This is a genomic window from Amycolatopsis decaplanina DSM 44594, from assembly GCF_000342005.1.
Classification (GTDB): Bacteria; Actinomycetota; Actinomycetes; order Mycobacteriales; family Pseudonocardiaceae; genus Amycolatopsis; species Amycolatopsis decaplanina.
This window is the reverse complement of the sequence record NZ_AOHO01000028.1, coordinates 205,322-218,936: the sequence shown is the minus strand read 5'-3', so window position 1 is coordinate 218,936 and position 13,615 is coordinate 205,322. Positions and strand designations below refer to the sequence as shown.

Annotated in this window: 13 protein-coding genes; 3 read left to right on the top strand and 10 right to left on the bottom strand. The window is 68.9% G+C overall.

Annotated elements, in window-relative coordinates; translation table 11 throughout:
• Positions 1 to 3 precede the first annotated feature (3 nt).
• From H074_RS06355 to H074_RS06340, 4 genes are read right to left on the bottom strand one after another with little or no spacing between them, the layout of a single operon-like run.
• Complete coding sequence (locus H074_RS06355; RefSeq protein WP_007029198.1) at positions 4 to 1,299, bottom strand: alpha-L-fucosidase; 1,296 nt, start codon at positions 1,297 to 1,299, stop codon at positions 4 to 6.
• Positions 1,300 to 1,324: 25 nt separating this feature from the next.
• The gene (locus H074_RS06350) at positions 1,325 to 2,191 is read right to left on the bottom strand and encodes a carbohydrate ABC transporter permease (protein ID WP_007029197.1); all 867 of its coding nucleotides are present in this window, start codon (positions 2,189 to 2,191) and stop codon (positions 1,325 to 1,327) included.
• Positions 2,188 to 3,144 (bottom strand): carbohydrate ABC transporter permease, encoded by a 957-nt coding sequence (locus H074_RS06345; RefSeq protein WP_007029196.1) that lies wholly within the window; start codon positions 3,142 to 3,144, stop codon positions 2,188 to 2,190. Before H074_RS06345 ends, H074_RS06350 begins: the two co-directional genes overlap by 4 nt.
• Entirely contained in the window at positions 3,141 to 4,469 is a 1,329-nt protein-coding gene (locus H074_RS06340; RefSeq protein WP_007029195.1) for a sugar ABC transporter substrate-binding protein, read from the bottom strand. Before H074_RS06340 ends, H074_RS06345 begins: the two co-directional genes overlap by 4 nt.
• 182 nt (positions 4,470 to 4,651) lie before the next feature.
• Between H074_RS06340 and H074_RS06335 the strand changes: the two genes are divergently transcribed.
• Entirely contained in the window at positions 4,652 to 5,659 is a 1,008-nt protein-coding gene (locus tag H074_RS06335; protein ID WP_007029194.1) for a hydroxyacid dehydrogenase, read from the top strand.
• 9 nt (positions 5,660 to 5,668) lie between these two features.
• Positions 5,669 to 6,325: an alpha/beta fold hydrolase gene (locus H074_RS06330; protein WP_039921636.1), complete on the top strand. Its 657-nt coding sequence runs from the start codon at positions 5,669 to 5,671 to the stop codon at positions 6,323 to 6,325.
• 390 nt (positions 6,326 to 6,715) lie between these two features.
• Here the strand turns inward: H074_RS06330 and H074_RS06325 are convergent, their stop codons facing one another.
• Together H074_RS06325 and H074_RS06320 are read right to left on the bottom strand one after the other, a co-directional pair.
• Positions 6,716 to 7,639, bottom strand: coding sequence for an aldo/keto reductase (locus H074_RS06325; RefSeq protein WP_235096679.1), 924 nt, complete (start codon positions 7,637 to 7,639; stop codon positions 6,716 to 6,718).
• 299 nt (positions 7,640 to 7,938) lie between these two features.
• The gene (locus tag H074_RS06320; RefSeq protein ID WP_235096672.1) at positions 7,939 to 8,415 is read right to left on the bottom strand and encodes a DUF6130 family protein; all 477 of its coding nucleotides are present in this window, start codon (positions 8,413 to 8,415) and stop codon (positions 7,939 to 7,941) included.
• A gap of 159 nt (positions 8,416 to 8,574) precedes the next feature.
• Here H074_RS06320 and H074_RS06315 point away from each other — a divergent pair, with 159 nt between their 5' ends.
• Positions 8,575 to 8,820 carry a hypothetical protein gene (locus H074_RS06315; protein ID WP_007029191.1) on the top strand — a complete coding sequence of 82 codons (246 nt, stop codon included), beginning with the start codon at positions 8,575 to 8,577 and terminating at the stop codon, positions 8,818 to 8,820.
• A gap of 18 nt (positions 8,821 to 8,838) precedes the next feature.
• Here H074_RS06315 and H074_RS06310 read toward each other — a convergent pair whose 3' ends face one another.
• The 4 genes from H074_RS06310 to H074_RS06295 all read right to left on the bottom strand — a co-directional run bounded on the left by H074_RS06310 (position 8,839) and on the right by H074_RS06295 (position 13,572).
• Positions 8,839 to 9,840: a LysR family transcriptional regulator gene (locus H074_RS06310; RefSeq protein WP_007029190.1), complete on the bottom strand. Its 1,002-nt coding sequence runs from the start codon at positions 9,838 to 9,840 to the stop codon at positions 8,839 to 8,841.
• Complete coding sequence (locus H074_RS06305; protein ID WP_152521355.1) at positions 9,837 to 10,475, bottom strand: sigma-70 family RNA polymerase sigma factor; 639 nt, start codon at positions 10,473 to 10,475, stop codon at positions 9,837 to 9,839. Before H074_RS06305 ends, H074_RS06310 begins: the two co-directional genes overlap by 4 nt.
• Positions 10,460 to 11,800, bottom strand: coding sequence for an alpha-lytic protease prodomain-containing protein (locus H074_RS06300; RefSeq protein WP_039921635.1), 1,341 nt, complete (start codon positions 11,798 to 11,800; stop codon positions 10,460 to 10,462). The genes H074_RS06305 and H074_RS06300 overlap by 16 nt, the downstream gene beginning before the upstream one ends.
• Positions 11,801 to 11,994: 194 nt before the next feature.
• Positions 11,995 to 13,572, bottom strand: coding sequence for a tannase/feruloyl esterase family alpha/beta hydrolase (locus H074_RS06295; protein ID WP_039921633.1), 1,578 nt, complete (start codon positions 13,570 to 13,572; stop codon positions 11,995 to 11,997).
• Between the last annotated feature and the right edge of the window lie 43 nt (positions 13,573 to 13,615).

Genomic DNA, 13,615 nt, shown 5'->3' with positions numbered 1-13,615 from the left:
TGCTCAATCGGTGGGGAGGGTTTCGGCGGCGGGGCTGGTGAGGAACAGCTCGATCACCGGGACCGGGGTGTCCGGTTTCCGGATGGGGAGCTTGAGGGTGAGCGTGCCTTCCGGCTGCCCGCCCATCTGGGTGTTCTGCGCGGTCTGCCCGGGATCCGTGTGCACCTGCTGGATCTCCGAGGCGTCGTCGAGCAGCTGGGCGTAGCGCACCCGCCCGGCGAGCCCCGGCAGGTGGACATGGTTCATCGGCCAGCTGAAGAGGTGCAGGTAGAGCCGGTCTCCGCGCTGGGTGTAGCGGCCGTCGGCGGGCGCGGTGAACTCGGCGGGGCCGCACCCGCGGATGGAGCGTTCGTGCCGGTCCATCCAGCGGCCGAGTTCCGCGAGCACTTCGTGCGCCCGCGGATCGATCTCGCCCCGGCCGTTCGGCCCGACGTTGAGCAGCAGGTTGCCGTCCTTGGACACGCCGTCGACCAGCATCCGGATGAGCAGTTCGGGGCTCTTGTAGTCGAGGTTGTCGCGGTCGTAACCCCAGCTGCCGTTGAGGGTCTGGCACGCCTCCCACACCACCGGGACGCCGTCACGGGTCATCGGTCCGGACGGCTGGTACTGCTCCGGGGTGATGAAGTCGCCGGGGACGCCGGTGCGGTCGTTGACCAGGATGCCGGGCTGCAGTTCGCGGACCATCTCGAGCAGGCCGGGGGAGTCCCAGTCGTCCGGTCCCTTGCCGCCCCACCATTCCTTGCGGCCCTTGTAGGAGAAGTCGAAGAACAGGTAGTCGATCGTGCCGAAGCGGGTGAGCAGTTCGCGCACCTGACCGTGGAGATAGAGCTGGTATTCGGCGATGTCGGCGTACTGGTGCGCCGCGATGTATTCCGCGTCGTCACGGCGGGGGTGGGTGCCGTCGACGGGGAAGGCGGGGTGGTGCCAGTCGATCAGCGAGTGGTAGAAGCCGACCTTCAAGCTTTCCTCGCGGCAGGCGTCGACGAACGGACCGAGCAGATCCTTGCCGTAGGGCGTGTTCGTCACCTTGAAGTCGGTGAGGTCGCTGTCCCACAGGCAGAAGCCGTCGTGGTGCTTGGTGGTCAGCACGACGTAGGTCATACCCGCGGCCTTCGCGGCCCGCGCCCAGGAACGCGGGTCGTACTTGTCCGGTTCGAAGTGGTCGTAGTAGACCCGGTACTGCTCGTCGGTCAGCTTTTCGCGGTTCTGCACCCATTCGTGCCGGGCGGCCAGCGAATACAGTCCCCAGTGGACGAACATCCCGAACCGGTCGTGGGTGAACCAGGCGGTGGAACTCACTTCAGGATCGCTCCTTGATTGTGGGTCAGCCCTTGAGCGCGCCCGAGGCGAGGCCGCGGACGAACGAACGCTGGAAGAACAGGAACGCGGCGACCGAGGGGAGCAGCGCCAGCAGCGACGCGGCCATGATCACGCCGGGGGTCACGTCCGAGTCGATGCGCAGGGTCCGCAGGGCCAGCGGCAGGGTGTAGGTCGAGGCGTCGGTCGACACCAGCAGCGGCAGCAGGTACTGGTCCCAGATCATCGTGAAGCCGAAGACACCGATCACGCCGAGCGCGGGCTTGCACATCGGCAGGATGATCTGCGCGAAGATCCGCAGGTCACCGGCACCGTCGATCCGCGCCGCCTCTTCGAGTTCGCGGGGGACGTCCTTCATGAACTCGGTCATCACCAGGATCGAGAAGGCCCACGCGCCCAGCGGCACGATCATCCCGGCGAGGCTGCCGATCAGGTTGAGGTGCACCACGGGCAGGTCGGACAGGATCAGCGACAGCGGGATCGCGAGGATCTCCTCCGGCAGCATCAGCGTCGCCAGGATCGCGACCAGCACGAAGGTCATGAAGCGGAACTTCTTGCGCGCCAGCGCGTATCCGGCCAGTACCGAGATGACGACCTGCAGCAGCAGGCCGAAGCCGACCACCAGGAACGAGTTGAGCAGGTACATCCCGACACCCTTGTCGAACGCGATGCCGAAGTTGTCCAGGGTGGGGCTCGACGGGATGACGCTCAGCGCCGTCGGGTCGGACACGTCGCTGAACGAGCTGACCAGCAGCGCCAGCAGCGGGCCGGCGAACACCAGGAGCAGCAGGGCGTACAGGACGAACCTCAGGATCCGTCCGCCCGGTGATTTGACGGCGTCGAGCCCGAGCGCCGAATCATTGGCCGCGGTCATGCGTCTCGCCTCCGTCGGAGCACCTGGACGAACAGCGTCAGCACGAGCGTCGCGAGGAACAGCAGGACCGCTCCCGCCGCGCCGACACCCAGCCGGTTCTGTTCGAGTCCGAGTTTGTAGATCAGGGTCATCGCCACCTCGGTCGAGCCGTTCGGCCCGCCGTTGGTCAGCAGGAACACCTCGGTGAACACCCGCAGGCCGCGGATCGCCGCGAGGACGAACAGGATCGAGAACACCGACCGCAGCCCCGGCAGCGTCACGTGGAGGATCTTGCGCCAGCGCGATGCACCGTCCACAGTGGCCGCTTCGTAGAGCCCCCGGTCGATACCCGCCAGGCCCGCGAGGAAGATCATCATGTCGTACGGCGCGCCGCGCCAGATCCCGGTGATGATGACCGAGACCATCGACGTGTCGGGATCGTTGATGAAGCCCGACGGCCCCAGCCCGACCAAGCCGAGGATGGAGTTCAGCATCCCGTCCTCGGTCGGGTGGTACATGATCCGCCAGAGTTCGGCGACCACCGCGATCGGCACGACCACCGGCAGGAACGCCGCCGACCGCAGGAACTTCAGCCGCTTGCTCTGGCCCTCCATCAGCAGGGCGAGCGCGAGGCCGATGACCATCGACCCGACTGTCTGGCCGACCGCGATCACGACGGTGTGCCAGATCGCGGAGTGGAACGCCTCGTCACCGAGGACGGTGCTGTAGTTCTCCCCGCCGACCCACTGGTTGCCCAGGTACGGCTGGACGTCCTGGAAGGACATCGTCACCGCGGTGATCATCGGGATGAACTTGAAGTACACGAACAGGATCAGGGCGGGGGCCAGGAACAGCCACGGCGTCCACCACTTCCCGTCGCGGTCGCTGCGCCTGCGGGCCTTCGGCGCGGGCGTCCGCTTGACGGCGGGACGGTCCGCGCCGACGGCCGCCGGCTTGGCGTGATCTACGGTCATGAGGCGCTGATCCCCTGTTGCTGCAAGGTCGCGGTGAGCTTGGTGTCGAGTTTGGACAGTTCCGCCTTGAGGTCGAGCTTGCAGTCGGCGACGAGCGCGCTGACCGTGTCGGCGGTGTCCTGGCGGACCGGCGTCCAGTTCGGGATGGACGGCGCGTAGTGTCCGGACTTGGCGTAGATCTCGGCGTAGGTCTTCCAGCGCGGGTCCGGGCGGACCTGGGCGATGTCGACGTTCTTGTTCACCGGGAGCTGCACGATGAAGGCCGATTCGCCCTCCATGCCGATCTTCTGGCCGTCGGCCGAGATCGCGAAGTCACCGAAGGCGTCCTGCCCGGCCTGGTTCGGCGAACCGGCCATCATGTAGATCGACAGGCCCTCGGCCAGGACGTCGGCGTTCTTGGCGCCCTTCGGCATCGGGACGACCTCGTACTTGTCCTTGCCGAGCGACTTGTCGAAGCGCGGCAGCAGGTACGGGCCGACGACGTACATCCCGGCCTTGCCCGCTTCGAAGGTCTCGTTGGTCGCAGGGGTCGGCATGGTGACCGAACCGGGCTGGATCACGTTGTCCTTGCAGCCGAGGTCGCGGAACCACTGCACCGCGGCCACGGATTCGGGGGTGCTCATCGACGGCTTGTACTTGCCGCCACCGGCTTCGGTGATGAAGTCACCGCCCGCGGCCCACAGGAAGTTGGAGAAGTACCAGGAGGCGTACCCCCGCTTGGTCGACAGCGTCGCGGTCAGCCCCGCGGTGTCGTTCTTGCCGTTGCCGTCCGGGTCGCCGGTGGTGAAGGCCTTGGCGAGGTCCGCCAGTTCGGCCCAGCTCTGCGGGACGCTCTTGCCGAGCTTTTCGCGCCAATCCTTGCGGATCAGCAGCGCCGAGGCCTGCGCGCTGTAGGGCAGGCCGTACAGCTTGCCGTCCGGGGTCTGGTTCGACTTCAGCGCCTGCTCGGTGAGCTCCGAGGCGTGCTTGATCTTGCCCTGTTCGATCTCACGCACGAGCCCCTGGCTCTTCAGCGTGCCGACCTGCGTGACGTCGTTCATCACGATGTCCGGCAGGTCGCGCTGCGCGGCGCGCTGGGCCAGCTTCGTCTCGAAGTCGTCGAAGATCGCGGTGACCTGCACCTTGAATCCCGTGGCCTTCTCGAAGGCTTCCGCGAGCCGCTTGGTGGCCTGCTCGCCCGCGCCGCCAGGGGTCGTCCGGGTCCACAGTTCCAAGGGCGCCTTGGTGTCCTGCGCGACGTTCGTTCCGGCGGGGCCTGCCGAGCAGCCCGAAAGGACCAGCGCTGAGACAGTGAGCCCCACGCCGATCCACCGCGATTTCCGCATCGCTTCTCCTGTTCACTGTGGACCACGCTGTCTACTTCGGAGGGGACGGTAAGCGCTTTCCCGGGTCCCGGTCAATGGTCCGATGATTACGAATTTCAATCGGCCGGGATTGCCTCTGCATGGGGCTCGCCGTCCGTGGACCGGGTTAAGCATCCGATGTATGGTCGCCGACGGAGGTAGGGATGACCGAGCTGCAACACCGGCCGACGGCACTTCTCGTGATGGAGGAGCGTCGCCGCGACGACGTTTACCCCGAGACGGTGCTGAAGGAGATCGAAACGCTGGTGGACCTGCGTGAACCGCTCACCCGTGAGCGGCTGGCGGAGGACCCGGCGGCACTGGAAGGCGTCGAAATCCTGCTGTCCGGCTGGGGTGCCCCGGTGCTGGACTCCGTCCTCTTGGGACACGCGCGGGACCTGCGGGCCGTGCTTGTCGCCGCCGGATCGGTCCGGCCACTGACCACGCCCGAGTTCTGGGCGCGCGAGCTGCCGATCGTGTCCGCCGCGGCCGCGAACGCCGTCCCGGTCGCCGAGTTCACCCTGGCCCAGGTCCTCTTAGGACTCAAACAGGTGCACCGGATCTCGCGCGAGATCCGGGAGCGGCGGGCCTATCCGCCGGACCCGAGGGTCGCCGGTGCCTACCGGTCGCGGGTCGGCCTGCTAGGCCTCGGCGAGATCGGTGCTCTCGTCGCGTCGCATTTGCGCGGTTTCGACGTGGAGGTGCTCGCGAGCGACCCAGTCGTCGACGCCGCGACCGCCGCCGGACTCGGAGTGCGGCTGGTGGACCTGGACGAGCTGTTCGGCACCTGTGCCGTGGTCAGCCTGCACGCGCCGCTGCTTCCGGAGACCGAAGGGCTGGTCAACGGGGAGCTGGTGGCCAGGATGGGCATAGGCGCGACTCTGATCAACACCGCCCGCGGCGCCGTCGTCGACGAGCCGTCGGTCATCCCGGTGCTGCGCGGGCGCCCGGACCTCACGGCGATCCTCGACGTCACCTGGCCCGAACCGCCCGAACCGGACTCGCCGCTCTACACGCTGCCGAACGTGGTGCTCACACCGCATCTGGCCGGGGCGCTGGGCGCCGAGCGCGCCCGGATGGGTGAACTCGTCGCGCAGGAGCTGCGGCGGTTCGTACTTGGGCAGCCGCTGCGGCACGCCGTCGCGCCGGACCGGGCCCACCTCCGGGCCTAACCTGGCGAGGTGAAGCTCGCCTTTCGAGACACCGGCCCACGGACGGGTGTACCTGTGGTCCTGCTGCACGCCCTGGGCAGCGAATCCGGCACTTGGGACGATTTCGTCGCGCGCCTGACGTCCGGTGGCCGCCGTGTTCTCGCTGTCGACCTGCGGGGACACGGCGACAGTGCCCACACGGAGAAGTACTCCCTCGAGGCGATGGCCGATGACGTGGCCGATCTTCTCGGGGAGCGGGCGGACCTGGTCGGCCATTCGATGGGCGGCCGGGTCGCCGTGCTGCTCGCCCAGCGCCTGCCCGGACGTATCCGGCGGCTGGTCGTCGAGGACACCCCGCCGCCCCCGACGTCGATGAAGGAACCGCTGTCCCCGACCGTGGAGCCGCCTGAGCCGCTGCCGTTCGACTGGCGGCTGATCGACCCGATCATGGCCGAACTCCGGACGCCCGACCCCGCATGGTGGGAGCGGCTCACCGCGATCACGGCGCCGACCCTGCTGGTCGGCGGCGGGCCGTCCAGCCACGTCACCCGTGAATCGCTGGAGCGCATGTGCGGGCTGATCCCGGACTGCCGTCTGATGACCATCGAGGACGCGGGGCATCGGGTGCACAGCACCAAGCCGGAGGAGTTCGCCGCGGTCGCGGGCGAGTTCCTCGGCACGGCGTGATCCGGTCGGCCTGGCTGGGGCTCGTGAGGGGTAAGGACGGTTCTGGTGGACCTGTATTTGCCTACCCACTGGAACCTGAGCTCACCTGGGTGTCCTCGGGTTGGATGATGGGTGTGCGACGGGGGAGGATTCCGGACGTTGAACGTCCGAATTCTTCCCCGCTCGGTCGGTGGGGTGGTCTTGATCAAGTCCGAGAGTGGATCGTCGTGCGTTGATGAAGGAATCGGGACACTCAACGTCCCGATTCCTTCGTCAACGGCGCCCGGACCGCCGCCCTGAGGTGGTCAGGCGTAGGTAGGTGAATACTGGTCCGCTTCTAACCGTCCTTACCCCTCACGAGGCCCGGCCGCGGCACCCGGCCCGCGGTGCGTCGCCGCGAAACGGCGACGGTCACCAGTTCCGCACTGAGGGCGCGTATCCCGCCGGCTTGTCCCCGACCTTCACCCCGGGGCTGATCACCCAGTTCTGGTACTCAGGCGTGAGCATCCGATACACCGACTCCGACGGCACGGCACTCGCCTCGTCGAGGAGCGCCTGCAGGTCCGGCGGCAGTTCGAAGTCCAGTGCGGCCATGCTCTTGCCCAACTGGTCCGCGCTGCTCGCCCCGACGATCGCGGCCGCGACGCCCGGTCGGGTCGCGACCCAGTTGATCGCGACCTGGGCCATCGTGACACCGAGTTCGTTCGCGGCCTTGTCCAGCGGCTTCAGCAGCGCCCAGTCGCGGTCCGTCCACGACTGGGCGGGGTTCCCCGGATCGCTCAGCCTGCCCTCGCCGGACGGCGTCTCGCCGGTCTGCCGGTACTTGCCGGTGAGGAAGCCGCCCGCCAACGGGCTCCACGCGGTGATGCCGAGCCCGAGATGCTGGCCCATCGGGACGTGTTCCGTCTCGATGGTCCGCTCCACGAGCGAGTAGGGCAGCTGGAGATTGACGACCGGGGTCAGCGCGTGCGCCTCGGCGAAGCTCTGCGCCCGGGCGGCGTACCAGGCGGGCACGTCGGAGAGCCCGGCGTAGCGGATCTTTCCCGCGCGCACCAGGTCGTCGAACGTGCGCATCACCTCTTCCACCGGCGTGACACGGTCCCAGGTGTGCAGCAGGAACAGGTCGACGTGGTCGGTGCCGAGCCGTCGCAGCGACGCTTCGAGCGCCCGGATCAGATGCTTGCGGCCGTTGCCGCCCGCGTTCGGGTCGCCCGGGTCGACGCTGTTGGTGTACTTGGTGGTGAGCACGACCCGGTCGCGCACCTTCGCCTCGGCGATGAGGCGGCCGAGGATGGTCTCGCTTTCGCCGGCGGTGTAGAAGTCCGCCGTGTCGATGAAGTTCCCGCCCGCCTCCAGGTATTCGCGGAAGATCGGCCGGACCTCGTCCTCGGTCTTCCCGTACGCGGCGTGGAAACCGCCCGGTGCCGAAGTTCATCGTGCCGAGCGCGATCCGGCTGACGCGCAGTCCGGATCGGCCGAGCAGGTAGTACTGATCCAGTGTCATGACAGGAACTCCAGGGTTTCAGAGACGACCGGGGTCGGTCGCCGGCGCGGTGAGGGTGTGGAGCGGGTCTCGGTCAGCCGTCGCGGCGTGTGGTCGAGCGGTCCTCGGGCCACAGGGGAAGAACGGCATCTCAGTGATGTCCACTGTGGACGGGAACGACGACGTTCACCGTCTTCTGGTCGAGGATCTGGTGCGTCGGGTCGGCGAGACCGATCCACACCTTGTGCGGTCCCGCCGGCAACGACTGGATGATCAGTGGTTCTCCGCTGCCGTCCGCCCAGTGCCACGCCGCGTCGTCGACGGTCACATGGATGTGGCCGATCCGCGGCGAGACGTCCAGCGCGGCCGGCCCGTACACAGGGACGATCCGGAGGTTCTCCGCCCGGTACCGCAGCACGACCAGGCCCATCGCGAGCTGATCGGGCAAGGGCGCGTCCACGACCAGCGACGGCGGCGGTTGGGACGGCAGCGGCACCACGGGAGCGGGTGACCAGCCGGCGGCGGCCGCGGCGGGGGGAGCGGGCGCCGCCGGAGCGGGTGGGGGAGCGCTGCAGGCGGCGGTGAGCAGAACGGCGGAGGTGAGGGCGATTTTCCCGAGTGCGGGCATGAAATCACGCTAGGACGGTCAGAGGGGCCGCGGCGCCCGTCGGATGACGTCATCGGTGTACGTCACCCGTGACACTTTCCGGTGATCCCCAGGTGGATCGGCCGGATCCGGGGAATATCCAGGACATCGACCCGCTGGGTGGAGGAAAAGGAGAGAACGATGAAGTCCCGGATCGCCGCCTTGGCGGCCGCAGTCATGTTCTTGGTCTCCGCGGGCGTTGTCACGGCCTCGCCCGCCACCGCGGACCCGGTACCCGGCAGCCCGAACCAGTTCTACGCGTCGTGCGCCGTCGACCTGCTCGGCTCCCCGGTGGGGTGTCTGGAAACCGACGAGGTGCACGCGACGCACATCTGCCAGTACGTGGTCACGGCGTTCGGGCTCGGCCTCGACTGCATCCAGCGCTGATCGTTCGAGGAAGCCCGCTCAGGTGCCGAGCCAGCCGGGGTTGGCCGCAGCCCACTCGGGAAGGCGATGCCGGATCGCGGCCAGTTCGGTGATCGCGTGCACCAGTCCACTTCGGACATCGGTGACGTCGACGGGCGAGCCGTCGCGCCACAACAGGAGATGCCGCGTCCGCAGCGGCACCCCTCGCAGCGCCACCACCGAGCCGGGCATCGTGGAACCGGAATCGAGGGACTGGGCCGGCACCACCGCGCGGGGATCGCGCCGGACGGTCTGCCGCAGCACCATCGGTTCCAGCTCCCGCACGGTGATCGCGCCGAGGCCGGCGCGTGCGCACTGATCGGTCAGGTGATCGTGGAATTCGTCGTCCCTGCCTGCCACCGCCAGCCAGACCGAGCCGTCGAGCTCCGCCAAGGACACCTCGCCGCGTCCGGCGACGGGATGGTCCGGGGACACGATCACGAAGACCGGCTCCGTCCCGACGGGAAGCATGTGGACGCCTTCGGGCGGGACGATCTCCTGCCCGGGATGGTCCACGTACAGCGCCAATTCCACCGTGCCGTCGAGAAGCGCGGAGAACAACGCCGTCCGGCTGGTCATCGCCAGCAGTTCGACCGGACGGCCGGGGGCGGCCGCGGCGACCACTTCGCTCAACGTCTCGGCGAAGACGGTCGGGAGCGCGCCGATCCGGAGCAGCCCTTTGGGCGGCGCGCCGTGGAACCGGCGGATCGCCAGTTCGAGGTCGTCCGCCGCGGCCAGTACGCGTCGTGCGTGGTTCAGCAGCACCTCGCCCAGCGCGGTGAGCCGCACGCCGTGCCGGTCGCGTTCGAACACCGTCCGCTCCAGTGCCCGCTCGACGCGGTGAAGCTGCGCGCTCAGCGCGGGCTGGGAGAGGCCGAGCGAGGTCGCGGCCTTCGCGATGCTGCCGGCCGACGCGATCGCGTCGAGGAGGCGCAGGTGCCGGACGTCGATTTCCACCGGCCAGGTGTGGCCGTCCCCGGGACCGATCAGGGGGCTGATCACAGGTCGTCCTCGCTGATGATCGTGCGGAGTTTGTGCAGGGCGCGATGCTGGGCGACCCGGACCAGGCCGGGGCTCACCCGCAGGACCGCCCCGGCCTCGGGAGCCGTCATGCCGACGGTGATCCGCAACCGGAGGATCTCCTGCTGGATACCGGGCAGGGTGCTCATCAACCGGGTCAACCGGTCGTGGCCGTCGGCGGCGAGGGCCTGGCGCTCGGGTTCGTTGGGCTCGGGTGTCGCGCGTTCCGGCGGGTCGGGCGTGGGTTCCGATCTGTCCCGGGCTCGCCGCCGGAAGGCAGCGGCGACCTTCCGGGCGGCGATCCCCAGGACGGCGGCGAGGAAGGTGCCGCCGGTGGTCCTCGCGGTGGGCAGCGCGGTGAGCACGGCGAGGCAGGTCTCCTGCGCGACGTCCTCCGCGGCGATCTCCCGCGCGTCCGTTCCGTCCATCCGGCTCCGGCAGTAGTCCGCGACCACCGGCTGCACGATGCTCATCAGCTCGTTGGTCGCCGCGGGGTCACCGCGGCGGGCGCGGGGGACGAGGGATTCGAGATCCGCCCATGCGCCGTCGTCAAGGGGAGGAGCCGCCCCCGGCGAGGTCGGGTCGCCGGGGGCGGTCCAGGTCAGGCGAGTTCCCAAAGCGCGGGCACGTTCGGCGGTTCCCAGCCGGGCATGGAGGTGTGCGGCTGGATGACCCGGTAGTCGTTGCCGCCGTAGCTGGCGGTCGCGCCGGAGCCGTAGTACGTGTACGGCGCCCAGGTGCCGCCCGGCGGGTTCGACGTCGTCGGGCTGGTCGGGGTCGTGGGCGTGGTCGGCGTCGTGCTGGACGGCGGGTTCCCGCTGACCGTCAGACGCAGGTTGTAGACGCTCAGGATCTCCGAGATCGGCTGGAAGTAGGTCGTGCCGCCGGAGGTGCAGTTGCCAGAGCCACCCGAGGTGACGCCCTGCGCCTGGTCGCCGCTGATCCACGAACCGCCGGAGTCACCGGGTTCGGCGCAGGCGTTGGTCCGGGTCAGGCCGGTGATGGTGCCTTCGGGGTAGGTGACCGAGGCGTTCTTCTGCAGGATGGTGCCGCAGTGCCAGCCCGTGGTGGAACCGGAACGGCAGACCGAGGAGTTGACCGCGGCCTCGGTCGAACCCGCCACCGGCACCGTGCCCGGGTAGCGGTTCACCAGCGGACGCGGGGTGTTGCCCGCGTCGGCGCGGACCCATGCGTAGTCGTTGCCGGGGAAGCTGGAGCCCGCGACGGTCCCGCTCGGGTTCGAAGTCCGCGTCCCGGTGGTGCCGCAGTGCCCCGCGGTCACGAAGCCGCCCTCGACCGGGAAGCCGATCGAGCACCGGCCCGAACCGAAGGTGTAGGCGTTGCCGCCGATGATGTCGATCAGCGCTCGCGGCTTCTCGGTGCTGGCCTCGATCCGGACCAGGTCGGACGGCACACCGGACTCGGCCGCCCACGACTTCGCGGCCGCTTCGCCACCCGCGTTGGCCAGCACGACGATCGAGTTGGTGGTGACGTCGGTGAACCAGCCGGGCACGGTCTTCGGTGCCTTGGTGGACTTCGCGTCGAGCCGCAGCTTCGCCGCGTCGAGATCGGCGGCGCTGCGGGCGACGGTCTTCGGGGTGGCGCCCGCGGCGCGCACCAGGTCGGCCTGGGCGGCGTCGGTGACCGCCACGGTGAGCGTGGTCCCGGTGGAGTCCAGCCACGATCCGGCGTACGACGTGCCGAGCTGCTTCTTCAGCATGTTGTCGGCGACCGCGGCGCGCTGTTCGCTCGCTAGCCGGAGCTGGGCTTGTTCTGGGCTGATCTTCAGGTCGCGAGACATCGCGGTCAGCATTTCGGACTGTGCCTGGTCACCGGCGGTGGCTTGTTGACCGGCGCTCGCGCTGGGGGTGAGGGCGATCGCGGTGATCAAGCCTGCCCCGGTTATGGCCGCGGCTGTCGCGGCTAAGATCTTTCTGTTCATTTCAACGCTTTCCTCGAAACGGGCGGGGAGGGGGATGCGTCCCCGACCGTACGAGGCGTATCACTCGACTGGTACATACCATTTGGGTCATATCGCCCGGCCGGAACGCAGGGTGATATGACAGTATTCCGTGGTGATCCGGCAGTTCATTCCGTTGCGGTGCAACGGTACGACGGGCACGGGTGGGGAGGACCTCAGCGACCGGTGCAGCGGTAGCTCGAAGCCACCGAGGGATCACCGTGGCCGCGGTAACGCGAGACCTGCGGATACGGGCAGAGATCGCGGGTGAGGGTCTTGTCGCCGTTCGCCGCGGCCAGGGTCGCCGGTGCCTTGCCGTGTTCGACCCAGTCGACGAGTGCGCCCAGCGCGTTGGTCGGCGCGGCGCCCGCGCCGCCGAAGCAGTGCGCGACACCGGGGGCGAGGAACAGCCGGTAGAAGTCGTTCACCCGCTTCGGGCCGCCCATCTCACGTTCCACCTCGCGGCGATACCGCAGTGTGCCGCCCGGCGGGATCAACTGGTCGTCGCCGCCGACGAAGGTGATCAGCTTGCCACCCGCCCGGCGGAAGCCCGACAGGTCGGGCTCCGAGGTCCCGATGATGTCGTCGTATTCCCGCACCGACTGGCTGAACAGGTCCGCGAACTGGCGGTAGGTGATCTTTTCGGTGTTGAACCCGGGCTGCTTCTTCAGGAATGTCCGTACCCAGCCCACGGCCACCGGGAAACCCGGAGCCGTCGTCACCGGGCCGAAGTCCGCGCCTTTGGGAAGACCCGCCCAGAGCCTTCGTCCGTGCTCGTCGGTCGGGCCGGCCCAGATCTTGCGCACGACCTCGGCGTCCGCCGCGGTGACGGTGACCTCTTTGTCGCCGCAGAGCACCTTCGCGCCGACGAGCGATCGAGGGTCGTAGCCGCATTCGTCCGGCCGGTCCACGATGCCGTCGGTGACCCCGTCCCGGCCGTCGCAGGCCTTGATCGCCGCATGCTGGAAGGCGGTGAAGACGCAGGTCGCCGGGAAGGTCTTCTCCTGGTTCATCACGACCCGCGGCCAGAGGGTCGCGACCGCGAACTCCGCCCAGTGCACGGCGGGCGCGTTCGCCAGGACACCGTCGAAGTCGCCGGGGTATCGCTGCGCTTCGGAGTAGCCCTGACGGCCGCCGGTCGAGCAGCCGTTCCAGTACGAGTAACCGACTTCCCGCTGGTAGAACCTCTGTGTCACGTCCTTCCCGATGAGGGCGGCTTCGTGCACGGAACGGGTCGCGAAGTTTGTCACCAGGGGCTTGTTGATCTCGCCCCGCGGAGTGAGTGCCCATGAGGTGTCGAGGAAGGTCAAGGGGACGCCGGCGTCGGTCGTGACGCCGCTGTAGCCGTCCTTGACCGCCTGGACCAGCGGGGCGCCGAAGTCGCCGGCGGTGTAGGCGCTGCCGCCGACCGCCTGAAGCCTTCCGGTCCACCCGGTCAGAGGCAGCGCGACGGCGACCTTGACGTGGTCACCCGCTTCGCCGTGGGTCAGGGTGACGGTGATTTCGCAGTAGGCGGGCACATCGGTGATCGGGTCCGGATGCGAGAACGGGGTGGGCGGGAATGTGACGGTCCCACCGGGTTTCCGGGCGGCCTCCACAGACTCGATCCGGGCCCCGTCGGGCGCCGAAACGGGGACCGCCGCGCACGGCGACGTCGCCGCCTCGGCGGGCGCCGTCTGCGTGACCGAGGTCAGCACCAGCGGCAGCAGGGCGGCCAGCGGTGCCGCCGCCAGGAACATCTTCTTGCGTCTCATCACTTCGCCGAAGCTAGGCCGAGCGTGTTGACACGCCGTCTAC